The organism is uncultured Chitinophaga sp. (assembly GCF_937898475.1).
In the GTDB taxonomy this organism is placed as follows: domain Bacteria; phylum Bacteroidota; class Bacteroidia; order Chitinophagales; family Chitinophagaceae; genus Chitinophaga.
The window spans coordinates 47,250-71,940 of record NZ_CALEJS010000011.1 but is presented as its reverse complement, the minus strand read 5'-3'; the positions used below and the strand labels follow the sequence as shown (position 1 = coordinate 71,940).

Annotated in this window: 15 protein-coding genes; 9 read left to right on the top strand and 6 right to left on the bottom strand. The window is 50.0% G+C overall.

The features are described from left to right. Window positions 1-9: 9 nt before the first annotated feature. The gene (locus Q0577_RS02125; RefSeq protein ID WP_298732339.1) at window positions 10-1,212 is read left to right on the top strand and encodes a response regulator; all 1,203 of its coding nucleotides are present in this window, start codon (window positions 10-12) and stop codon (window positions 1,210-1,212) included. Window positions 1,213-1,300: 88 nt separating this feature from the next. After that, window positions 1,301-2,497: an MFS transporter gene (locus tag Q0577_RS02120; protein ID WP_298732337.1), complete on the top strand. Its 1,197-nt coding sequence runs from the start codon at window positions 1,301-1,303 to the stop codon at window positions 2,495-2,497. 65 nt (window positions 2,498-2,562) lie between these two features. On the opposite strand, the gene Q0577_RS02115 is transcribed toward Q0577_RS02120, so the two are convergent. Then, window positions 2,563-5,604 (bottom strand): T9SS type A sorting domain-containing protein, encoded by a 3,042-nt coding sequence (locus Q0577_RS02115; protein WP_298732333.1) that lies wholly within the window; start codon window positions 5,602-5,604, stop codon window positions 2,563-2,565. Window positions 5,605-5,687: 83 nt separating this feature from the next. Between Q0577_RS02115 and Q0577_RS02110 the strand changes: the two genes are divergently transcribed. The 3 genes from Q0577_RS02110 to Q0577_RS02100 all read left to right on the top strand — a co-directional run bounded on the left by Q0577_RS02110 (window position 5,688) and on the right by Q0577_RS02100 (window position 7,955). Continuing rightward, the gene (locus Q0577_RS02110; RefSeq protein ID WP_298732331.1) at window positions 5,688-6,485 is read left to right on the top strand and encodes a HipA family kinase; all 798 of its coding nucleotides are present in this window, start codon (window positions 5,688-5,690) and stop codon (window positions 6,483-6,485) included. After that, window positions 6,463-6,846: a DUF3037 domain-containing protein gene (locus Q0577_RS02105; RefSeq protein ID WP_298732329.1), complete on the top strand. Its 384-nt coding sequence runs from the start codon at window positions 6,463-6,465 to the stop codon at window positions 6,844-6,846. Before Q0577_RS02110 ends, Q0577_RS02105 begins: the two co-directional genes overlap by 23 nt. Before the next feature lie 143 nt (window positions 6,847-6,989). Next, the gene (locus Q0577_RS02100; RefSeq protein WP_298732327.1) at window positions 6,990-7,955 is read left to right on the top strand and encodes a DUF5996 family protein; all 966 of its coding nucleotides are present in this window, start codon (window positions 6,990-6,992) and stop codon (window positions 7,953-7,955) included. Window positions 7,956-8,032: 77 nt separating this feature from the next. On the opposite strand, the gene Q0577_RS02095 is transcribed toward Q0577_RS02100, so the two are convergent. The 3 genes from Q0577_RS02095 to Q0577_RS02085 form a co-directional block, all read right to left on the bottom strand. After that, on the bottom strand, window positions 8,033-8,485 hold the full coding sequence (locus Q0577_RS02095; RefSeq protein ID WP_298732326.1) for a glycine zipper domain-containing protein: 453 nt from the start codon (window positions 8,483-8,485) through the stop codon (window positions 8,033-8,035). Between the two features lie 150 nt (window positions 8,486-8,635). Then, window positions 8,636-8,941 carry a GNAT family N-acetyltransferase gene (locus Q0577_RS02090; protein WP_298732324.1) on the bottom strand — a complete coding sequence of 102 codons (306 nt, stop codon included), beginning with the start codon at window positions 8,939-8,941 and terminating at the stop codon, window positions 8,636-8,638. 100 nt (window positions 8,942-9,041) lie between these two features. Continuing rightward, window positions 9,042-9,428, bottom strand: coding sequence for an SPW repeat protein (locus Q0577_RS02085; protein ID WP_298732322.1), 387 nt, complete (start codon window positions 9,426-9,428; stop codon window positions 9,042-9,044). Between the two features lie 264 nt (window positions 9,429-9,692). On the opposite strand from Q0577_RS02085, the gene Q0577_RS02080 reads away from it, so the two are divergent. From Q0577_RS02080 to Q0577_RS02070, 3 genes are all read left to right on the top strand, one after another. Continuing rightward, complete coding sequence (locus Q0577_RS02080; RefSeq protein ID WP_298732320.1) at window positions 9,693-12,926, top strand: S41 family peptidase; 3,234 nt, start codon at window positions 9,693-9,695, stop codon at window positions 12,924-12,926. 192 nt (window positions 12,927-13,118) lie between these two features. After that, entirely contained in the window at window positions 13,119-14,276 is a 1,158-nt protein-coding gene (locus Q0577_RS02075; protein WP_298732319.1) for a zinc-dependent alcohol dehydrogenase, read from the top strand. 11 nt (window positions 14,277-14,287) lie between these two features. Next, a complete protein-coding gene (locus tag Q0577_RS02070) occupies window positions 14,288-14,809 on the top strand; it encodes a hypothetical protein (RefSeq protein ID WP_298732317.1) in 522 nt (173 codons plus the stop codon). On the opposite strand, the gene Q0577_RS02065 is transcribed toward Q0577_RS02070, so the two are convergent. Further along, window positions 14,790-15,206, bottom strand: coding sequence for a secondary thiamine-phosphate synthase enzyme YjbQ (locus Q0577_RS02065; RefSeq protein WP_366883788.1), 417 nt, complete (start codon window positions 15,204-15,206; stop codon window positions 14,790-14,792). The genes Q0577_RS02070 and Q0577_RS02065 overlap by 20 nt on opposite strands. A gap of 28 nt (window positions 15,207-15,234) precedes the next feature. Continuing rightward, the gene (locus Q0577_RS02060) at window positions 15,235-21,036 is read right to left on the bottom strand and encodes a carboxypeptidase-like regulatory domain-containing protein (protein WP_298732313.1); all 5,802 of its coding nucleotides are present in this window, start codon (window positions 21,034-21,036) and stop codon (window positions 15,235-15,237) included. A gap of 498 nt (window positions 21,037-21,534) precedes the next feature. Between Q0577_RS02060 and Q0577_RS02055 the strand changes: the two genes are divergently transcribed. Then, a complete protein-coding gene (locus Q0577_RS02055; protein ID WP_298732311.1) occupies window positions 21,535-24,681 on the top strand; it encodes a TonB-dependent receptor in 3,147 nt (1,048 codons plus the stop codon). Window positions 24,682-24,691 lie beyond the last annotated feature (10 nt).

The following is a 24,691-nucleotide window of genomic DNA, read 5'->3' as shown; positions in this document are numbered from 1 at the left end:
ACTGACGGTGTGCACGAAAAAGATCAAATCAAAATATTGGTAGTAGACGACCGGCAGGATAATCTACTTTCCATATCCACTATACTGGAACGCGAGAACTATACTACCGTCAAAGCCAGTTCCGGAAGAGCAGCATTAAAAATACTGCTCGGGGAAACCGATTTTTCTCTTATCCTGATGGATGTACAGATGCCGGATATGAATGGCTTTGAAACCGCTTCCATGATCTACCAGCGCGAAAAGCTGAAGAACATTCCCATTATCTTTATCACCGCTTTCAGTCATGGCGAAGAAGATATGTTCAAGGGCTATAAAGCCGGCGCCGTTGATTTTCTGTACAAGCCCGTTAACCCTGAACTGTTACGGGTAAAAGTGGGACTGTTTGTAGAGCTGTACCGCAAAACGCTGTCCCTGGAGCGCGAGATAGAAGAACGCCAGGCCTCCGAGCTACGGGTGCGGGAGCTGAACAGCCAGCTGCTGCAGAACAACATGCAGCTGAAAGCGGCCAACGAAGAGCTGGACCGCTTTGCCTACATCGCCTCGCACGACCTGCAGGAGCCCCTGCGTAAGATCCGTATGTTCAGTGACCTCATCCTGCAGAAGAAACCGCAAACGGATGAAATCAGCAAGCATATCCTCAAGATCACCAATGCAACGGAACGGATGCAGCAGCTGGTGAACGACCTGCTGCGCTTTTCCCGCCACTCCGTCAGCAAAGGCGATTTTGTGGAAGTGAACCTGAACGGTATTGTGCAGGAAGCGGTGAAGGAGCTGGACCACCAGATACAGCAAACCAACACGCAGGTAATGATAGACCCGCTGCCTGCCGTGTACGCCATTCCTACGCTGATGCAGCAGGTGTTCTATAACCTGATCGGCAACGCCATCAAGTTCCGAAAGAAAGACGGCATCCCCCAGGTGCATATTTATGCAAAGCAGGAAGCGCCCCCCAAAGAATTGGTGAATGGCAACGGGGATATCAGCTTCTATAATATCTATGTAAAGGACAATGGTATCGGGTTTGAAAGCAAATACCTGGAAGATATCTTTATCGTGTTCAAACGCCTGCACAGCTATCATGAAATAGAAGGTTCCGGTATCGGACTGTCTATCTGCAAAAAGATCATGGAACAGCACAATGGCTTTATTACCGCCGTGAGCGAAGTGAATAACGGCGCCACCTTCATTATCGGCCTGCCAAGGGTAAAATAGCTGTTACCTGGCCTACATGGCTTGTTAAATCTGGACTATAGAGGGGTACCAGTAAGTATGGAAATTTGGAGTAGTAAAATTCAGCCATATGCTACTCAGAATTACACATACATACCGGTCATCCTTCTCTGACCTCAGCCGGGAAACCTGGCTGCTGAGCCTTGTAATGCTGGTGAACAGGGCAGGTACAATGGTAGTGCCCTTTATGAGTATGTATATTACGCAGCGTATGCACCGCAGCATTGCCGATGCGGGATTGATCATCACCCTGTTTGGCGCCGGCGCCGTGCTGGGCTCCTCTGTCAGCGGTTACTTTATTGACAGGATCAGTTTCAGGGCCGTGCAGATCTTCAGCTCCATTACCGGAGGCATTTTGTTCCTGCTCATGGGACAGATCAACAACTTCACCCTGCTATGCGTGATGATGGTAATACTGGCCTTTGTAGCAGAGGCTTTCAGACCTGCCAACGCGGCCGCTGTTTCCGCATATGCCACGCCACAAAATCTTACCCGCTCTTATTCACTCAACCGGCTGGCCATGAACCTGGGCTGGGCCCTGGGCAGCTCACTGGGCGGTATACTGGCTGCTGTAAATTACCAGTTGTTGTTCTGGACAGAAGGACTGGTATACATCCTCGTGGGGATCCTCATCGTTGTATTACTGCCCCCGGCTAAACCGGCGGCAAAGGTGGTAAAAACGGCACAGCCGGTTACGGAGGCTGCTTCTCCGTGGAAAGACAAATTCCTCTTACGGTTTTTAATACTGGTAGCCCTCTATTGTACCTTCTTTCACCTGTTGTTTCGCCTGGTGCCCGTTTACTGGAAAGAAGAGCTGCATATCGACGAGCGCATTATCGGCATGCTGCTGGGCCTCAACGGCATCATTATCGCGCTGTTTGAAATGGTATTGGTAAAGTACTGGGAAGGGCGTAAGTCCAACATGTACTATATCATCTCCGGTGTGGTGGCCACTGCCCTGGGCTATTTGCTACTGGTGATGCCAGGCATGCATCCTATGCTGATGGCGGTAGGCGCAGTGCTGTTCATTACCATGGGCGAAATGCTGGCCTTACCTTTCATTAATACGGTGATCATGAGCCGGGCCAATGAACACAACCGTGGAAAATATGCGGCTGCCTTTGCCCTGGCATTTTCAGTGGCCCAGATAGTTGGGCCCGCAGGCGGCGCCCTGATCACTGAAACATTTGGATATACTATACTGTGGGGAATGCTGGTGCTGTTGTGCGTGGGGTGTGCGGTGGGATTTAAGGCCATTAGCCGTTAGCTATTAGCTGTTAGCACTCGTTATATGCTAACAGCTAATAGCCAATAGCTAACAATTGGCAGCTGTTAAAAAATATGCAGCTTCTTTGTTTCTGTTGCTCCATTGGCGCTGATCCTTACCAGGTACATGCCAGGTTGCAGGTCTCCTACAGCAATATTGATACGCTGCGCGCCTGCAGCAGCGATCTTCTTCACTGTTTTCAGGGTGGCGCCCTGCAGGTTAAAGATATCGATAGTTACCTGCGCACGTTCTTTCAGTTCATAGTCAATGATCACATTTTCCGTAGCGGGATTGGGATAGAGTTTGAAAGAGGGGATAGGCGTTACCGTTGCCTTTACCATTACAGGTGCAGTGCTTCTGGCGGCCGCGTTCATAGTGCCCCAGTTAAAGGTTTCCCAGCCGCCGATGGCGTTGCGGTTGCAGTTCATAGCGGCAGCGCCATTTTCAGAACTAACATACTGTCCGGATGGGCTTTGTAATGCTACGGTATTCTCTCCCAGTTTGATCCACCTGAATTTGGTATTGCTGTTGATGTTGACATTGGTGCAGTACATGGGACTGGCAGAAGTAACGTAAGAGCCGTTGCTGCCTTTCAGGGCGATCAGCCCATCGCCTGCGTCCACCACTTCAAACTGTTCCCAGGGGCCTAAGGCGTCGCGGTTGCAGTTCATCGGACCAGTACCGTTCTCAGAGCACACATATCTGCCCCCGTTCATGAGCCATACCAGGCTGCCGATGGGAGCCACGGTAGCGGTGTCTGTATCCGGTTCTGATGGCGTAGCATCTTCAATGATGATGTCGTCAAAGTAGGCGGTGAAGTTGCCACCGGCAGCTGTACGGCTGTAGGCGATAATGATGCCGCTGATCTCATCGCCCACCAGTTCTCCCTTACCGATCTGGCAGGTAAATTTCTGCCATGCGCCGATAGTGCCTCTCCCTGCATTGGGGTGCATAGCGGCGCCGTTATTGTCGCGGTAAGCGCTCAGGTCGTGCAGTACTTTACCCGATTTAAAGGCAAGATCTACGGAGGTAAACCTGCCTGCATCGTTCACGGTATATTTCCAGAAGCTGAGCTGCATATTGGCCTTTACAGGTATTTTGGTGGCGGCTATCTTATAGTAATAATCGGCTGCACTGTTGGCAGTACCATCGATCTTCACGGAGTAATCGCCGCTTTTGGCAGACTGCCCCTTAACAATGGCGGTAGTGGTATTGCTTACTGCACGGCTGGATACCAGCGCGTGCTGATAGAAGCAGGCGTCTATGGGCGTTACAATATCCTGTGCTGCGCCATTGATAACGCAATGGGCTACACGGCTTTCAAAACTGTTGCGGTAGTATATGGGCCCGGTTGAGTAGGGTACCGGTATTTCCATAGGGGCGGTGGCGCTGGTCAGCATCCTGGCCGCAGCACCGGCCAGGCGCAGGTAGTAGTCGGATGAGGTCCAGATACCATCCTGCGAGAGCGTACCGAAGTACTGGTCTGTAGGAATGTCAAAGTAATCTACCGCAGAAGAGATGATGTTGGTAGATTCTTCAAACTCGTCCAGCATGGCAAAGTACATAGAGGTAGCGCCGATACTCTTGATGTTGCGGGCCTGGTTCCAGAGGAACTGTCCGCCGTTCCTCCTGGTATCATTAGGATACCCTGATACATGTTGAGACCAGGCGCTACCTGGAAAAATAACAGGATAGTAATCGAGCCCGTTCTGTGAACAGTAGGCTTTATCGGGCGCCATATAATTAGCCCGGTAATTATCTGCCCCGGCGTTATCGCTGTACGCGCCAACTGTCCAGGGAGAGATCATGTTGTATGCTTTGTATACTTCTTCAAAATCGGTGCGGGAGCCTTCATTCCGCAGTCGCCAGTCGCGCGGCACACCGGCAATCACATAGCAGCCACGGTCTTTAAAGAATTTAGCCAGTTCCAGCGCCTGGGGTTTGTTTACCAGGATGGTGCTGTAGCCTAATCCCCAGAGCTCTACTACGGGCTTGCCGTTCACGGTAGCGTAGGCAGGAGAGGAGGTAAGGGCATAGATCTGCTCCATCTGGTATACCCAGTCGCGCTTGATGCCTTCTACCAGGTCATCCGGTGATTGCGAGCCGTTGTTGATGTCCGGCATGCAATACATTACATAGAAGTAGCGGCCATTGTTTTCGCAGGCATTCTTAATATGAATGTAGTAATCGTCTGTAGTGGTGTATTTCATATCCCTTCCTACCGGGGCGTTGCGCTGGATGGCCACGCCATCAAAACCGGCTTTCTTCAGCAGCGACATCTGCACATCTATCACGCTTTTATCTGTTGAGTTGTAGAGTTTTGCAGGGCTGCCATTACCCAGGTTGGCAAAGTTGGTAGGATAGCGTTGTACGTCAGGGTTTTGCTGATAGTCTGCCAGGTAAGGAAATGTTTCCGTATTATGATTACCCCTGCCTGCTGCGGGCAGTTTACCATACGCCCAGTGGCGCCAGTCTTCCGGCTGATTGCCGGCTTCATGCCACAGCTGGTAGCCTGCAAATGATTTGCCTTTGAATTCTGATCCGGGATTATTGGGCTTTGCAGGAATGGGCTGTGCTTCAGGATTTAATGCGCCGATGTATACGGATATATCGGCAATATAATTATCCTCGCTGCCAAAGCCCAGGCGGATATCGCCGCCGTAGCCCATAGAGCCATCCAGTCCTGCATCATTCAATACGATGATGCGGGTGATCCATTTTTTGGTATTGGTCTTCTTGAAGTCTGCGCCTCCCCAGCCTGCACCTGAGCGGGTGTAGTTCATCCACAGGAAGTTCATGCTGTTGTCATAGTAAGTAACGGTCAGGATGAGCTGCCTGGCGGTAGAGGGCACGGCATTGCGGTTACAGGTAACGTACATAAATTTGCCTGCAGGGATCTTTCTGCATGGTACGCCATCTATGGTAGCCGTTTGCGTATAGCCTTCACCGGAAGGATTGTTTTCGTTGGCTAAGGTCAGCCCCGGTGATTGTATGGGAGTGGTGAATTTTATCCAGTCGGCAACAGGTGGAAGCGCAATATCGCCCGCCCTGGCAGCAATGTGAATGAATAGCAATAAGATAAGGGAAATGAAAACTGGTTTTTTCATAGATAGGTTTTTCTTCATAGTGTAAAGGTTCACAGATATGGTGCGGAAAGGTACAAAAAATTGATTTATATTTCCCGGAATTTATGGAAAATCATCAACCCGAAATAAGGTCTGTACATGTAACCCGCTATGTTACGCCATTGCGGGAGGGCGGCTCTATGCCTGCCATAGCAGAAGCGGACGACGGCTTCTTATACGTGCTGAAGTTCCGCGGGGCGGGGCAGGGCGTTAAGGCATTAACGGCTGAGCTGATAGGCGGAGAAATTGCACGCGCCCTGGGGATGAAAGTGCCGGAGATCGTGTTTGCGCAACTCGATAATGCCTTTGGCCGTACAGAGCCCGATGAAGAGATACAGGACCTGCTGAAGGCCAGTGTAGGACTTAACCTGGCGGTGCATTACCTGCAGGGATCCATCACGTATGACCCTGCGGTAACCCGGATAGACCCGCAGCTGGCTTCGCGTATTGTATGGCTGGATTGCCTGCTTACCAATGTGGACCGTACACCGCGCAACACCAATATGCTGATGTGGCACAAAGAGCTATGGCTCATAGATCATGGTGCATCACTCTACTTTCACCATACCTGGCATAACTGGAAGGAGCACGCGGTGCGTCCTTTTGTACAGGTAAAGGATCATGTGCTGCTGCCACAGGCATCGGCGCTGGAGGAAGCAGATGCCCTGTTCCGCAGCATACTGACGGAGGAGCGCATCCGCGGCATTGTATCACTGGTGCCGGATGAATGGTTCAATGATGCCTCGCAGGCAGCTACACCGGCAGCAGGAAGAGAAGTATACACACAATTTTTACTAACACGGATCGCATCATCCGCCATTTTTGTAAATGAAGCACAACATGCAAGGAAAGTTCTTATTTGAGTACGCGGTGATCCGCATAGTACCCCGCGTGGAACGCGAAGAATTCCTGAATGTGGGTGTGATCCTTTATTGTAAGGACAAAAAATTCCTGCAATGCATCTTTACACTGGATGAGGCACGTTTACGCGCTTTTTGTCCGAATACGGATCTTGCAGAAGTGAGGGCTTATCTCTGTGCCTTTGAGCTGATCTGCCAGGGCAGTAAGGAAGGGGGCCCTATCGCGCAGCTGGATGTGTCATTACGTTTCCGCTGGCTCACCGCTACGCGCAGCACCATCCTGCAAACATCCAAAGTACATTCAGGCCTGAGTGATAACCCGGAAGAAACACTGAAAAAACTGCACACACAGCTGGTACTGTAGACGATAATGATACTTATTAACTAAAGACCCGGAACAAGGAGAAGCCTATGAGAAGCCTGGGTGAAGAGCGGTAAAAAAACACCGTCATATTTTCAGTAAATTACTATTGAAAGTCTGATCTCTTCATTTTTAATGGCTAAGTTATGGAAAGTGCACCTTTACAGCAGGGCCAGTGGCCTGTGTTGAAATATGCCGAGCTCAGGGACACGCTGTCAGCGGTTCATTTATGGACGCAGATAGTGGGAAAGATCCGCCTCCGGCAGACGCCCTGGTTAAATCACTCCTGGCATGTTACTTTGTATGTCAGCTCGCAGGGACTCACCACAGGAAGCATGCCTTATGAGCATGGTATCTTCCAGATAGACTTCGATTTTCACCATCATCAGCTGGTGATCACCACCAGTAAAGGCAGCAGGGAAACCGTGGCATTAAGCGCGCGGACCGTGGCAGACTTCTATACGGAGGTGATGCAGAAGTTAAAGGCGGCAGGAGTACCCGTTAATATCCACAAAATGCCCAGCGAAATGGAGGGAGCAGTTCCTTTTGATGAAGATCATGTACAACGTGCATACGACCCGCAGAGAATGGAGGACTACTGGCAGGCCCTTGTAAAGGTGCATAATGTACTAAGCCGTTTCAGAACCCGCTTTACTGGTAAAAGCAGTCCCGTTCATCTGTTCTGGGGAGGCTTTGACCTGGCTGTTACGCGGTTTTCCGGAAGAGATGCTCCGCCGCATCCCGGGAAGGCGCCCCACATGCCTGCAGTGATCATGCAGGAGTCTTACTCAAAGGAAGTGAGCTCCTGTGGTTGCTGGCCAGGCAATGAGCAGTATCCCCATGTTGCGTTCTATGCGTATTGCTACCCGGGTAATGCGGCATTTGGTGAGCAGGCGGTGCAGCCGGCTGCTGCTTTCTATAGCAAGGATCTGGGAGAGTTCCTGCTTAATTATGACGAGGTACAGCAGGCAGACGATCCCGAAGAGACACTAATGGCCTTTTTACAAACCACCTATGAAGCTTGTGCCAACACCGCTGATTGGGACCGCAAGGCATTGGAATGTGATTTCTCCTGGCTGGATCAGCAATACGGATGTTATAAGGAGGTATAAGCCTGCATAAAAGGCATAAAAAAAGGTGTCCCTTTTGTTGAGACACCTTTTTTGATATATCAGACGGTTAATATTGCCTATTGCTTGCGGGTTTCTTTCTTTTTCTTCTCATGGTCAACAATAGCACCTACGCCAGCGCCTACACCTGCACCTACGATGGTACCGATAGCAGCGCCTTTAACGCGGTCGTTCTTGTTTACCACAGCACCGGTGATGGCGCCTGCACCAGCGCCTACTACAGCGCCTTTAGCGGTATGACTCCATCCTTTTTTCTTGGCAGGAGCGGCAGTACCTGCGGCGGAAGTGCTGGCGGTGCTGCTTTCAGTAGCGGCAGCAGGAGCAGCCGTACTTTTCTTTTTAGCGGCAACGGCTTTTGCTTCAGCTTCTGCACGGGCTTTTTCTGCGTTGGCGGTGTTGATGGAATCAATAGTAGCCTGTTTTGCGCTTTCAATAGCAGCTGCATTCTCAGCATTGTTGTGGCAGGCGGCGAATACCGCTGTTGCCGCAAGGGCTATCAATAACTTCTTCATGGTAAAAATTTTGCTGTGTGTTTACGATTTGCCCACAAATATCGAAAATTATGCCAGCCGTCAAAACGTGCAGGCGATGACGATAGGAGAATTCTCGCACTATAGATTGATAAATAGTTGTTTAGAAATTCTTATTTTTTTAAATTTTACTTAGCCGTGACGATGGTATTCCGGGTCTAATTGCGGGCGGTATTCAGGGTGATTTTTAACAAAGCCGGCTACGAAGGGACAGTATACCATTACCTTTCTGTGAAGGGTAGCCGCATAGCGGAAGGCCTCTTTAGCCAGGGCGGTGGCAATACCCCTGCCTTCCAGCGCTTTGGGTACGGTGGTATGCATAAAGGCAATGTCCTTCTTATAAAACCGGTAAGAGAGGAAAGCCTTTTCACCTTCCAGTGCAAATTCGAACTGCATCTCTTTTTCGTTGTTAACGATGGTGTATGGATGGTCTGCCATAGCTTAAAAGTACAAATAATAAAAGAAGCACTGTACGGATACAGTGCTTTTACCTTCGGTGATCACAGGAGTGGCAAATTCGTTGATGCTACGGTATATCCTAATGAACGGGCCTGGTATGGTGAACGTGCTGCGCTGCTGCATGCGGCCTCTTCTCCGTCATCATTGCAGCGCCTATTTCAATAAGGCCTACAATAAAGTGGGGCGCCCAGATATAGTCGGCAAAGCCGAACAGCCAGGGAGACACCATCAGCAGTAAACCACTCAGCATATCCAGCACCAGGTGCGTGCGCATGGAGATCATCCGCCATACGCCCAATTCATAATTGGTGAGCAGGCTGTATAATATAGCGCCTGCCCCCAGGATAACGGGCAGCCAGGTTTCTATGCCATTATCGGCAAAGCCTAATACCCAGGGTGCAATGATCAGCAGCACACCTACAATGTAGTCCAGGTATCCGTGTGTTTTAGTTCCTATCACTCTCATAGTCTGGTAATTTTGTTTGATAGATGAAATGCATCAATTATGCCAGTACCCTCCTGAACCCTGTACCAGGGCGGATTAACCAGGGAGTAGTGTAGAGTTGCGCCCTCGTTTTGGGCAAAAAGACGGGCTTTCATCCGCTGAAAACGCCACTTGTCATTATGCTACCCTTTTAACCCCTGTTTTTCATAATTTGCGACCAACCAATACGAGAGCGCAGCCGGTTTACCCCGCTGCTTTTAACAAAATCTGAACGCTTACACTTTTATGAAACGATTATTTATTGCCTGTGCGGCCTGTCTCCTGGCCGCAGCTACCTATGCCCAGGACAATGCCTTATGGCTCAGGTACCCAGCGATCTCACCAGATGGCAAAACCATTGCCTTTGGTTATAAGGGGGATATTTACCGGGTAGACGCCAGCGGGGGAGTGGCCGTTCCGCTCACCATCCATGAGGCGCAGGACATGATGCCCGTATGGAGTCACGACGGTAAGCACCTGGCTTTTGCCAGCGACCGTTACGGCAACTTCGACGTGTTTGTGATGCCTGCAGCCGGAGGAACGCCGGTAAGGCTGACCGCCAACAGCGCCGCAGACTATCCCTACGATTTTACACCAGACAATAAGCAGGTATTGTTTGGCAGCGGACGCAATGCGCCTGCCGCCAGTATACGCTTTGCATCACCGCGCTTGTTCAACAACCTGTATACCGTGCCTGTTACCGGCGGACGGTCAGTGTTGCTGAGCGCAGCAGGCGCAGAGTTTGCACACTATAACGCCAAAGGAGACCAGCTGGTGTTCCAGGACCGTAAAGGTTATGAGGATCCCTGGCGTAAGCACCACGTATCTGCCGTTACCAGGGATATATGGGTGTTTGACATTAACAAGGGAACCTACCAGCAGGTATCTGATTATGCAGGTGAAGACCGTGAGCCGCTGTTTGGCGATAATAACACGATCTACTTCCTGAGCGAAAGCGGCGGCATTTCACAGAACCTGTTCAAAACATCGCTGACGGAAAAAGGGAAGGCGCAGCAGCTCACCCGTTTTGATAAACACCCCGTAAGGCATTTGTCCAGGTCTGCCAATAATACTTTGTGCTTTACCTATAACGGGGAGATCTATACGCTGAATGAAGGAGAACAGCCAAAGAAAGTAAATGTAAAGATCTTTAACGATGGCCGCGCCGGTATCGAGAAATATGTTCCCATCAACGGCAACATCACTGAATTTGCCATGAGCCCCAACGGAAAGGAAATGGCCTTCATCGCCCGTGGCGAAGTGTTTGTAAGCAGCGTGGAAGGTAATATGACCAAACGCATTACCAGTACACCGCAGCAGGAAAGAATGGTGGCGTGGTCGCCTGATGGAAAGAAACTGGTGTACGCCGCTGAAAGAAATGGTAACTGGGATATTTACCAGAGCACCATCGTAAGAAAAGAAGATCCCTATTTCTTTGCCGCCACGGTGTTAAAGGAAGAGCCACTGATAGCAACACCTGCAGAAGAGTATCAACCGGTATTCTCACCGGATGGCAAGGAGATCGCTTATATTGAAGACCGCAACGTGCTGAAAGTATTTACCGTTGCCACCGGTAAAACCCGTGTAATGCTGCCTAAAGGACACAACCACTCTTATGCAGACGGCGACTGGAGCTTTGCCTGGAGCCCGGACGGCAAATGGATCGTAACAGATGATCAGCAGGGCTTCTTTGGATCACGCAACGCCGCCCTGATACCGACAGATGGTAAGGGCGCTATTATATACCCCGTGAACAGCGGCTTTGGTGAAAGCAACAGCAAGTGGCATGCAGACGGACGCATACTTACCTGGGAAACCAGCCGCGATGGCCGTAAATCACTGGCCCGGCAAGGCAGCAGGGAAACGGATGTTTATGCCGTATTCTTTGACCAGGAAACGTATGATAAATACAAGCTCACCAAAGATGAGTTCAACCTGCTGAAGGAAAAAGAAGATGCCGCAGCAAAAGGTAAGGATACCACTACGGCAAAAGCAAAAGATACTGCGGCGCCGAAAAAGCCCTTCACGCCGGACTTTGATAACCTGGAGAACAGGATCATTCGCTTAACCATTAACAGCGCATCCATCAGCGATTACGTGCTGAATAAAGATGCCAGCAAACTGTATTACACCGCTGCGTTTGAAAAGGGTTATGACCTGTGGGTAACAGAGCCGCGCACCGGCGATACCAAGATACTGGCCAAACTGGGCGGCAGTCCCGGCAGCATAGTGCTGAGCAAGGATGGCAATACCATCTTTGTAAGCAATAACGGCAGCGTGGTAAAAGTAGAAACAGCTTCCGGTAAGATCACACCGGTTGCCATCAGGTCAGAAATGATCCTGAACCAGGAAGCAGAGCGCGCTTACATCCTGGACCATGCCTGGAAACAGGTAAAAGAGAAATTCTATGATCCTACCATCCGTGGTATGGACTGGAAAATGTACCATGACAATTACGCCCGTTTCCTGCCGCATATCAGCAACAACTATGATTTCCAGGAACTGCTGAGCGAAATGCTGGGAGAGCTGAACGGTTCACATACCGGCGGCCGTTATTCTCCCCAGCGCCCGGATGGCGATAACACCGCATCACTGGGCCTGCTGTATGATGAAACCTATAAAGCAGACGGACTGAAAGTAGACGAAGTGATTGCCGGCGGGCCTTTTGATAAAGCTGCCAGCAAACTGAAGAAAGGCGTGGTAATAGAAAAAATAGACGGCGTTACCATCAGTACGCTGACAGACTGGTCAGCATTGCTGAACCGCAAAGCCGGTAACAATGTACTGGTAAGCATTTATGACCCCGCCACACAAAAGCGCTGGGATGAAACCGTGAAACCCATCAGCGATGGCGAAGAAGGCACCCTGATGTATAAACGCTGGATCAACAACATGCGTAAAATGGTGGACCGCCTCAGCAATGGTAAGGTAGGTTATGTACATGTACAGGGTATGAATGACGCCAGCTTCCGTTCTGTATACGATGAAGTGATGGGCAAGAACCGCGAGAAACAGGCCCTGATCGTTGATACCCGTTTCAATGGTGGCGGATGGCTGCATGATGACCTGTACAATTTCCTCAGCGGTAAGAAGTACCTGGAGTTTGCGCCGCAGGGAGAGAAAGTGAAAGGCGGCGAACCGCAGGGACAATGGCAGCGCCCCAGCTGTGTACTGATGAGCGAAAGCAATTACAGCGATGCATTCATCTTCCCTTATGTATATAAACAGGGACATGCAGGTAAGCTGATCGGTATGCCGGTAGCAGGTACAGGTACCGCTGTATGGTGGGAAAGGCAGATTGATCCTACACTGGTATTCGGTATCCCGATGGTGGCTACCATTGGCGCGGAAGGCCGTCCTACAGAGAACCTGCAGGTAGAGCCGGATATACGCGTACCGCTGCGCTATGAAGATTTCCTGGCAGGGAAAGATACGCAGCTGGAAGCAGCCGTGAAAGAAATGCTGAAAGCAATACAGTAAAAAAAGCGGATCAACAATAACAACCGCCGGGCTATTCGGGGAAGTCTTCCTTTGAATAGCCCGGTTTCTTTTGTATACAATTTTCCTCATAACGTTCAGATAATGGCGCAAGAACAGGTGACGGCACTGCGTCATGCGTGGTAAAGACACAATTGGTATGGTTTTTCTGTTCCTTACATAAAACCATTTACCATGCTTGCTATGAACTATCGCGGCCCTTACAGGGTTCGCCCGGATTTCAACAAGCCCTATCCTGAACTGCTGCATCCCGGCGATGCGATTGTACGCGTTACCCGCTCCTGTATCTGTGGGTCTGACCTGCATCTGTATCACGGGCTGGTGCCGGATACCCGTGTAGGAATGACCTTTGGACACGAGTTCACCGGTGTAGTGGAAGCAGTAGGATCGGAAGTGCAGCGGCTGAAGCCCGGCGATCATGTGCTGGTGCCATTCAATATTGCCTGTGGCGTTTGTCCCTTCTGCACACAGGGCCTGTTTGGCAATTGCCATGAATCCAATCCCGAGGCTACGGCTGTGGGCGGCATCTTTGGCTACTCGCATACCGCTGGCGGATATGATGGCGGACAGGCAGAATATGTGCGCGTGCCTTATGCAGATATTGGCCCTGAAATAATACCCGCTGGTATGGATCCTGATGATGCAGTGCTGCTGACGGATGTTTTTCCTACGGGTTACCAGGCGGCAGAAATGGGCGGTATCAGGAAAGGGGATACGGTGGTAGTATTCGGAGCGGGACCAGTAGGCATTATGGCCGCCAAAAGCGCCTGGCTGTTTGGCGCAGGCCGTGTGATCGTTATTGATCACCTGGAATACCGGCTGGATTTTGTACGCACCTATGCACAATGCGAAGCCTATAATTTCCGCTCCCTGGGCGACCCCGTACTGTTCATCAAAAAGACTACAGATTATTTCGGTGCAGACGTATGTATTGATGCAGTAGGCTGTGAAGCGGCAGGAAGCGCCATGCAAACCATCACCGGCAGAAAGATGTTACTGCAGGCGGGATCTGCAACTGCCCTGCACTGGGCCATTAATTCAGTAAAGAAGGGCGGTATTGTTTCCATAGTAGGTGTGTATGGCCCGACAGGCAACCTGATACCGATCGGTAACGTGGTGAACAAGGGCATTACCATCAGGGCCAACCAGGCATCTGTGAAACGCCTGCTGCCAAAACTGATCGATCATGTGATGTCGGGAAGGGTAAAGCCCAGCGACATCATCACCCATCGTATACCACTGGAGGAAGTGGCAGACGCTTACCAGATCTTCTCCTCCAAGCTCGACGGCTGTATCAAGCCGGTGCTGATTCCACCATCTGCAAATGCTTAAAAGACATTACCATGGAAGACCAAAACAATCAGTTTGCACATATTAAAGGTTGGGGCATTGACGCTGATCCTGAGAATGATCCTACCTACCCAATGAAGCGGTATAATGGCGATGATCATAAACGTTTATCTTACCAGGCGCCGCCGCCGCAGCCGCTGAGCGTTGAAGTACTGCATTCAAATGAACGTCCTTCTGTGTCTGCTGTTTTCGGCACATCTGTACCACCCTCCGGCCTGAGCGGAAAAATACGCCGCTATGCCTTTAACTACAGCGAAGGCAGCTTTGGCCACTGGATACCCCTGCTGCTGGCAGACAGGGTGAACGTGGTGGAAGGCATTGTGGATGACCTGAAGCAGGGGCATGTGCCCAATATCTTTGCTGAGTGGGGATGGAAAGCGGAATGGAAACACAGCCCTACCCGCCTGATCGGAAAGGTAGTGCTGTGTACCGTAGCTACTGCCGCGCTTATTGCTTTATGCAGCGGTAAAAAGAAGGGGAAGAAAGCGGTGAAGGCTATGCTCCCCAGGCGGTGATAACGAGCCTTCTTCTGCCGCCATAATCGCGGTGCTCGCACAAGTAAATTCCCTGCCAGGTACCCAGCGCCAGCCGGCCGTTCCGGATGGGTATCATCACGGAACTGCCGAGGATGGCTGCTTTCAAGTGGGCCGGCATATCGTCCGGGCCTTCATCATTATGTATATAATCCGGGTCGTTTTCAGGCACGGCTTTATTGAAGAAGGTTTCAAAGTCTACCCGTACGGTGGGATCAGCGTTCTCATTGATACAAAGCGATGCAGAGGTATGCTGAATAAAAACCTGGCACATGCCGCTGGTCAGCTGGCTGATCTGCGGCAGTGCATGCAGCACTTCTGCGGTGATCAGGTGAAAACCCCTGGATCTTTCTTTCAGCTCAATCATTTGCTGGTATATCTGCATGACGTTGTTCCGTTTAAATGTTCTATTCTATGTGCACTTTTTTTATGGCTTCTCGGCCGTTAAATATAGGAAAATACATCATTTCCGCCCTGGCGGGATTAAGGGTATAAACACCGGTGTACCTGGGCAGTAATGAAACGGTGAATACGTGTTTACCCTTGCGCAGGCTGCTGCAGAAGATGCTTACCTTGTTTTTGAAGTACTCACGATGCACTTCATTTCTGCCATATGACTGCATTTTATTTCTGTAGGAACAACCCGCAGGGATCGGTATTTCCACCATTACATAGTCAGCATCTGCTTTTACATGTACCGTTACCTTTAGCATTACCGGTGCGCCTGCCTTTAGCAAACCAAGCGGCTGACCGTTCTGCTCAAAAGAACTGCTTACTTCAAAATTGCCCGAAAGCTTTGCAGGATGAGGATCCCGGTAGCGGCGGTACGCAGTAAAATAAACCGGCATACTGCCTTGCTTGCTGATGCTTAGCGTTTCATTGTTACTGATCGTTTTGGAGAAAGGGAAGGAAGTGATGGTCATTTGTTCCCCGCCACGCATGCTTAAAGTGGCAGGCTGCAGGTGGTGGTTTGCATCCAGCAGATCCGGCAGGATCGTCTCCAGTATCAGCGATGCTTCATACGTATTACGCCAGTGACCGCTTTTTCTCTGTTCCAGCAAATAAGCGAGTGTTCTTTGCAGCAGATCATCATAGCCGCCAGTCCTTTTCAGCATACGGTACATGCACAAGGTGTTTTGTATAGCGTTGTCAAAGAACAGATAGCCGTCTTCACCCCAGTAAGTGTTGCCGAACATGGTATGCTGTTGTTTGCGGATAAAGGTGTCCAATACCAGGGGAAGGTTTAGCTGTTGTTTAAGCTCGGCAAGCCGCAGCTGTTCATACAGTGAGCGGGTAGCAGCAGATTTTTCAATGGCGGTGATATATGACTTGAAATCTGCCTGGGCGCCTAGTTGCCGCAGCAGGTGTAGAGCGGCGATCTTTTCAGTACCGTGGTAGCTGTCCAGGTTATAAATAAGATAATCTGTCAGCAGTTTCCGGTCTATGGAAATGGGATAGCCGTTCTTTTCGGCTTCCATCAGCGCTTCTATCACATGCAGGGAAATCCAGGTGGACGGGTGGGTATTGGCCCACCATCCCCAGAGCCCGGTCTGTGATTTGCCCTGGCCCAGCTGTTTGATCAGCTCGCGGATGTGTTTTTCATTTTTAAAGGGACGTTGAAGGAGCCGGTCTATTTTCTTTTGTGCCAGCAATGCCTTGAGTTTAGACGCCAGCTGTTCGTTACAGTAATATTCATAGCGGTGAATGTTTTCTGCTTCTTCGTACCACACCGGCAGTAAAGAAGTTTCTGCATAGAGCTGTATGGCGCTGGTATCGGGCGGCAGCGACAGCTGAAAAGTGGTATCCCTGTATAAAGGCGCAAACATACCCGAGGTTGCCGGTACGCCCTGCGGGTAAACCGGTATGGCCCTTTCTTCACCGTCAAAATAGCCATTGGATCTTTGTACCGTGTACTTCAGCTTCAGCGAATCAGGGTTGCCGGCGCTGATGGCAAAAGTATCGATCCAGGAATTGCGCAGGTGAAGGCTGTCTTCTTTGAACAGGGTATTATTCACGGAGAACGTTCTTTTTACGGCAATGCTGTCTGAAAGGTAATTCAGTGTTTTGCCGATCACGTGCATAGTATCACCTGCTATGGCAAACTGCGGAAGACTTATATTGCCACTCAGGGCTTTGAATGACTGAATGCGCTGTTCCAGGATGCCGGATTGCCGCTTACCGTTCATAGCAATAACGAAAGTGCGCCAGCTGGTAATATCATCGGGAAATGTTACCTGGAAGGAGGCATTCCCGTTGGCATCTGTCAGCAGGGCGGGCTGCCAGTAGGCATGATCGCGGAAATTGTGGCGCAGTGTATTACCGGGCAGCGTTACATCAGGGTTGCCGGATGGGGCCATTTTATTTGTAGTAACCACAATAACGCCCGCTGCCGCTCTTTCGCCGAACATAGCGATGGCTTCATCGCCTTCTAATACATCCACATTGGCCAGCTGCGTTTTATCCAGATCTGCCATACTGCCGTTGTAGGGCAGGCCGTCTACAATGATCAACGGTTGACTGTTAACGCTGTTGGTGTTTACTCCTCTTACAATAACACCCGCTACCTTCCCCTGGAGCAATCCGTTATACTCCCTGGTTACTGCGCCGGTAAGGGATCTTTTATGCTTTACACCGTATCCGCTTACTACTACTTCCTGCAAAGAGAAGTTGGACAGCGTGAGTTGAATACGATAAAAGTCCAGCTTACCCACTTTGATCTCCTGGGCAACATACCCAATGAAACTGATCACGATGGTGCCTTTGGATGGCGCCCGCAGGCTGAATTTGCCATTTTTGTCAGTAAGGGTTCCTACCTTTGTTCCTTTTACATGGATGGTAACTCCTGGTAGCGGCGTATTGAATTCATCAAGCACTACACCGTTGATCACTTCTGCAAAAGTGGCCGGGTTGAGATATTGTTCATTGAATGTTTCCTTGATCTCGTCCAGCTCATAGCTGCCCTGCCTGTATCCGTGTTGCAGTGCACGTTGTTCTATGATCCTGGCAATACGGATGCTGGTGCTGTCTGCAGCTTGCTGTTCCATATTTTCCATACTGTAGTAATTGGTGCCATCGGGCAGTATGGTTACACTGTCCTTAATAATGTAGCGGTTCCTTTTCAACAGGAAAAGCAGACGATAGTCTCCGGGGGGTAGATTGCCTAGATCAGTTCTGCTACCGGGGTATATGGCTATAAAATCAGGATTGTCATAACGGAAGAGGATAATGTTCTTTACAAACAGTTTTTTATTGGCTGTATCAACCGGCGGCCCTATGCGCAGCCACCCGTTGCCGGTTCCATCCGAGGTATTATTGAGGAAAAGATCCGCGGTATAGCTGCGGATATCCAGGTAATCCTGCCAGAGACTGTCAATTTCTTTTTCTGTGAGTACAAAATCGCGGAAGTTATGGGATGAAAAGCCGGGCAGCAATCCTGTTGGCAGATGAAATTGATGGTTAAATTGTTTTTGACGTATCAGTCCCTTGCTGATAGTATACTCCCAGGAACCTTCCGCTTCAAAGGGCTGTTTAAACTTGTTCTTCACCACCAGGCTGGCCCACTTATTGCCAAAGGGTCCTGCAAGTATGGCGGATGGGTAGTAGCCGCTGCCCTTGTGCAATAACGTATAGTTGGGTTCCTGGTGTATATAGGCAAAGTTTTCACCGAAATTGTTGTTGATGAGCAGCATGTATTTACTCCACAGCTGCAGTTCATATTTGCTGAGCTGGTGGGGCATTTTGGTGACCTTTACATGCTTGTGGGGTACATTCACATCAACAGACAGGAAGGTTTTCATACCCTTGGTCACCCATACACTGTCTATAGTGATCAGCTGGTTAAGGGTGCGAAGGCGTATGTTATGCCTGCCCTCCGTTACCCGGAAACTGTAGCGCTGCACTTGCTGTGCATGAAGGTAGAAAACAGGTACTTCGTCGATATATAGCAGCTGAATGGATTCCGCTTTGCCTTTATTTACAACAAAGGGAGCTACCTGGGTGATATTGTCTGCTGCGGGCTCCCGGTTAATATAGATGCCTTCGGGATGCAGGAATTTATAGTATTCCACCGTGTCCAGCTGCAGTTCCCGGCTCCAGCGTTGCCAGTCAAGCGCCGCCTGGTGTTCCATTGTCTCTTTTGCCTGCAGGTCCGGGAACTGATACCAGCGGCGGGCCGGGTAATTTTTACCGAGGTAGGGAATGGCGGGAGCGTTTGCTTTAAACTTGCCGGTATACCCATAAGCCGTTATATCTGCGCCGGGTACAGGATCTCCTTTATAGTCCGTTACGTGTATACCTATCCGTAGCTGCTGCCCGGGGTATACGGATGCGGGTTGGTCTGTATGGATATTCAGTATCCTGTCTTTATAAGGTATGCTGTAATTTTTATTGTAAACCTGACCTGCATAGATGTATTGGAGGGAAACATAGTAATTGCCCGGCTTTGTAATCTTCTCACGGTAGTTAAGTGAATCCCCGTAGCCTTTCAGCACTATTTTATTGCCCGCAAAAATGGTGTACCATACATGCAGGCGGCGGGGATTTACCAGTTGTACTTCCACAGTATCATATGTCATTAAGCTGAGACAGGATATCATTCCTTCTTCCCGGTGCAGCTGGTATTCATCACGAAGGCCATCACAGCTTACCTTGTATGCCGCAGCAAAGGGATTTACTTTAACAAGGGCCGGCATGGAAATGGGGCGGGTTTGGATCGTGTCGCCACTCTTTCCGGTGATATACAGCATACCTGTACGGGTTACGGCTTTGCCGGATAGTTGGTAGCTGATGGCAAGGCTGTCCCGCTGCAAGGTAAATGAAATGCTTTCGGGGTTGTGCCGGTAGGTCTGTTGAAGGTTTTTTGTTTGCAGTTCATTGCTGGTATTCAGGAAGGAACACTCGATCACATAGTTAAAGTCAGCAGGAGGGAAGATGCTGTCGGGTATAAGTACTTTTGTATCCCCGATGCTTTCCAGCGTCTGACTGTGTGTCCACAGTGTATCTGGTAAAAAGGCCCGCGGCGCATAAAAGCTATGGGCGCTGTAGGGACCGGTTTTTACCACTATGTTCACACGGCCGTCCATTACGGCCATCCCGTTTTCATCCGCAGCTTTCAGGAAGATGGATAGCTGTTCGCCGTTGCAATGTGTTGCCTGGCTGCTGCGCGCCTGGAAGGTGACAGCCTCCAGTTCATATTCTTCATATTCAAACTTACCGCGCATCAATACCTTTCGTTTTATGGCATATGCATCTTCGTCCAGGTCGCCATCGTATTCCTCCAGGTCATACTTTCTGCTGCGTTCTTCTTCAAGGGTGAGCAGGTATTCCTCATCCAGGTCAATATCCAGGCTGTCGGATAATACCAACTGGTAAGTATAGCCGCCCGGCCGGTAAGGCTGGATCACCGCCAGGATAGTATCTGTATCAAAATATTCGGTGCTGAGGCGTAGCAGGAGGGGCCTGTTTACGAGTTTGCCGCTGGCCGTTTCTACAAACGCTTTCAGGAACACCGTGTCTCCCGGTTTATATTTAGGTTTATTGAAGGCCATAAAACCCCTGAATCCTTTTTCATAGGGCACAGGGCCTGTAAAGTAAGCGCCATTGTAATCAGCGCGCTGTTTGTGGCGGAAGGGGGATAACATATACTTAAGCGGAAAACTGTAAGGCAGGTTGCGCAGAAAAGGCCGCCGTGTCCTGTTCTTTTGCATGGGAAACGCGTAACTGGTATTATTATAGTAAACCCTTACTTCGCCTTCCCTCCGCGGTTTTACTACGCCATAGGTATTGGTGGCAGGTTGATAGGTCAATTTTTTTTTCTTTACCATAACAGTGGCGTCACTGATCAATGCCCCTTGTTTGGAGTGTACGGCAACAGACAGGTCGTGAGCGTTACTGATGGTTTTCACGTTCAGGTCGGGAGTGGTGTACAACCGGTACTTCATTTGATCGCCACGGGCGTTCAGCAGCAGGTAATTGCCCGGCTGCAGCGCAGGGATCTTTGCGCCTGCAGGAAAAGAGTCTGTTAAGGAGTGGAGATATTTTTCAGCAGCCTTTCTGAAACCGTTCCGGTTCCTCAATGCGTCTGCCTCGCGGGGAGCCAGGCGGTATACGTAGGTATAATGACTACCTTGCATACTGCCGGATAGATTGCGCTGGGCAAAGGAATAAAGAGTGCTGAGTAACAGGATGGATCCTAAAAATAAGTACTTCATATGGGTCAGGGACATTGTTAAATTTAATACAGGATGCATTGCGTGCGCCGAAATACATAAAATTCCTGGAAATATTTTTCTTACAATCGATTGTTTTTTTATACATTTGTTTCAAGAGGACTTACTTTTTCCACGTTAAATGCTTCAGTATGAGTGTTTAATATGGATTTCCACGTATAGAAGAGCAAAAGCAATCACGTCGTCAGATTTAAACCAACATCTTGATCAATCGTTAAATTTCCAACTATGAACTTTCAGCCAATGGACTTTTAATGCTTCAGGAGTGCAAACGATTGCACTAGTTGTCCGAAAAGTCGAAACGTCATCACTTTTTAAAAACTAAACTTCCACTTTATGAACATGTAGTACAAAATACGCCCAGCAATTTACATGCAAACGATTGCACCGATCAGGAACTGACCCGTGCAGCTATCCTTATAACATACACGAAAACGTGTGTGCAGTTACCTTTTTGTCTTATACCAAACTAACAACATCATGCAGAAATTTCTACGCTTCCCGTTTCCACGCTGGCTGCATGCCGTACAGGCACTGCTTGTATTGGTATTTATAGCTTTCGCTGTTCCCGCAGCCCATGCCGCAGTACCGGTGGCAGTAAACTTATTCAGGCAGGATACTACGCAGCCGCAACAACGAACAGTAACCGGCCGCGTAACAGACGATGCCAACCAGGCCTTACCCGGTGTTACCGTTTCTGTAAAAGGCACCGCTAATGGCGCTGTAACAGATAACGAAGGAAAGTTCTCACTGGCCATAAGATCATCCCAGGCAACGCTTGTGCTCAGCTCAATGGGATTTGAGAAAACGGAGATACCTTTCAACGGGCAGCGCATTATCAATGTACAGCTAAAACCCGATCAGAAAGCTTTGGGAGAAGTAGTGGTAGTAGGTTACGGTACACAGAAGAAAGTGAACCTGGTAGGCGCGGTATCTGCCGTAAAGGTAGATCAGCAGCTGGCCAGCCGTTCTGTACCGAATGCATCTTCCGCGTTGTCGGGACTGGTGCCCGGACTGTCTGTTACACAGGCCTCCGGTATGGCAGGCAGGAATTCCGCCGACCTTGTCATTCGCGGCCTGGGTACGGTTAACAATGCAAGTCCGCTGGTAGTGGTGGATGGTATGCCCGATGTAGACATCAACCGCATCAACATGAATGATGTGGAAAGTATTTCCGTACTGAAAGACGCTGCTTCTGCCGCAGTATACGGTTCCAGGGCCGCCAACGGCGTAATCCTCATTACTACCCGCTCCGGTAAGGGGCAACGTAAAACGCAGATCAATTTCAATTCCAACTTTGCGCTGGTAAAGCCAACAAAGGCATACAAGTTCCTGGCAGACTATCCGCGCGCGCTTACACTGGAACAGCGGCTCGCGGCAGTAAACACGCTGCCCTCGCTCTTCCTCTTCAAAAACGGCACCATTGATCAATGGATGGCCATGGGTATGATAGATCCCCTGCGTTACCCCAATACCGACTGGTGGGATATCATCATGCGCGACGGGCAGATGCAGCAATACAATCTCTCCGCATCCGGTGGTACGGAAAATACCAACTTCTTTATCTCTGTTGGCGTACAGGATGAGAAAGGCCTGCAGATCAATAATGATTTTAAGCGATACAGCGCCCGCTTTAACTATGATGCCAAACTGCGAAAGAATATGAATGTGGGCGTTAAGTTCTATGGTAACTGGACGAAGTTCGTGTATGCATTGGAGGATGGTTTTACAGATGATAATCCAGGCAATACGGCTGGTTTTGACATGCGTTATGCTATTGCAGGTATTACTCCCTATGATCCTGCCACCGGTCATTACGGGGGGGTAATGGCCTACAACGAAGATCCGCAGGCCTATAACCCCTATACTGTTTACATGAACACGCTGAACCGGCAGAACAGGCAGGAAGCAAATAGCAGCATCTACTGGGACTGGTCGCCGTTGAAAGGGCTTACGGGCCGTATTGACTATGCGTTGAACTATTATAACCAGTTCCGCTGGAACGCCAATACCCCCAACACTTCCTATAACTTCCAGACCAATTCTTTCGGCAGCCGTATATACGTGGGCGCTAATGCAGGGGTAGGTAACTATACCAATACCGGTTACAAAACCATGCTCACCGGCCGCCTCAATTATGAAAAGACCATTGCCCGCCACCACCAGGTAAGCGCCATGGCCGCCTATAGTGAGGAGTACTGGTATGACCGTTATCAGGCTACATCCCGGAACGACCGCCTGCATCCCACCCTGCATGAAGTGGATGCAGCGCTCACGGACATACAGGGTACCGGTGGCAACTCCGGCACGGAAGGCCTGCGTTCTTATATCGGCCGCGTGAACTATACGGCTTTTGATAAGTATTTGCTGGAGGCTAATTTCCGTTACGACGGTTCATCCAAATTCCTCCCGGGGCACCAGTTTGGTTTCTTCCCCTCCATTGCAGCGGGATGGCATTTTACAGAAGAGCAGTTCATCCATCGCTTTACCCGCCGCTTCCTCACCCGCGGCAAGATACGCGCGTCTTACGGCAGCCTCGGTAACAACAGCGGGGTAGGAAGGTATGAGCAGCAGGAAACACTGTCACAGCTGAACTACTATACCAATGCCATACAGAAAGGCTTTGTTAACCGGAAGATGGTGAACCAGGATCTGAGCTGGGAAACTACACGTGTGTTCAACCTTGGTCTGGACCTGGGTTTCCTGGATAACCGCCTTACTGCGGAACTGGATTACTATAACCGTCTTACCACCGGTATGAACCGTCCTTCTGAAATGTCTATCCTCCTCACCGGCGCATATACTGCTCCGCGCAGGAACATCGGCGACCTGCGTAATCGCGGCGTAGAGCTCAACCTTAGCTGGGCAGATAAGATCGGGCAGATACGCTACGGCTTCAACATCAATGCATCCTATAACGCCACTGTGTTAAAAACATGGAATGAATTCCTTGCCAGGGGCTGGACATTCATCGGCATGCCTTACCATTTTCTGTATACCTATGAAGACACCGGCATTGCACAAAGCTGGCAGGACGTTTATAATGCCACTCCGCAGGGCGCTTCTCCCGGAGACATCCTCCGTAAAGACCTGAACGGCGACGGTAAGATAGATGGCAACGATAAGAAAGCCTATCCGCATACACAACGCGACAGGCCCACCACCAACTATGCGTTCAGCGGGCACCTTTCCTGGAAAGGGATCGATTTTTCCTTCCTGTTCCAGGGTGCTGCCGGCCGTAAGGATTACTGGATCAATAACTATAACGACGTAAACTTCTCCGCACAACGCTATGCTGCCACGGAGGCGCACTGGACCAATCCCTGGTCTGTTGATAACCGCGATGGTCTTTGGCCCCGTCTGGGCGGCAATGCCAACAGGGAAGAGACCACCTTCTGGCTGGATAACCTCAGCTACCTGCGGTTGAAAAACATCCAGCTGGGATACGCGCTTCCCGGCAGTTTACTGAAACGTATCGGCATCAGCAGCTTCCGGATCTTCGGATCTGCCGAGAACCTGGCTACCATCACTTCCTTCCGTGGACTGGACCCGGAAAAGACAGGTAACAAAAGCGATGCATATCCATTGAATAAGTCTTATTCATTCGGGTTTAACGTGGGGCTTTAAAACATTGAAA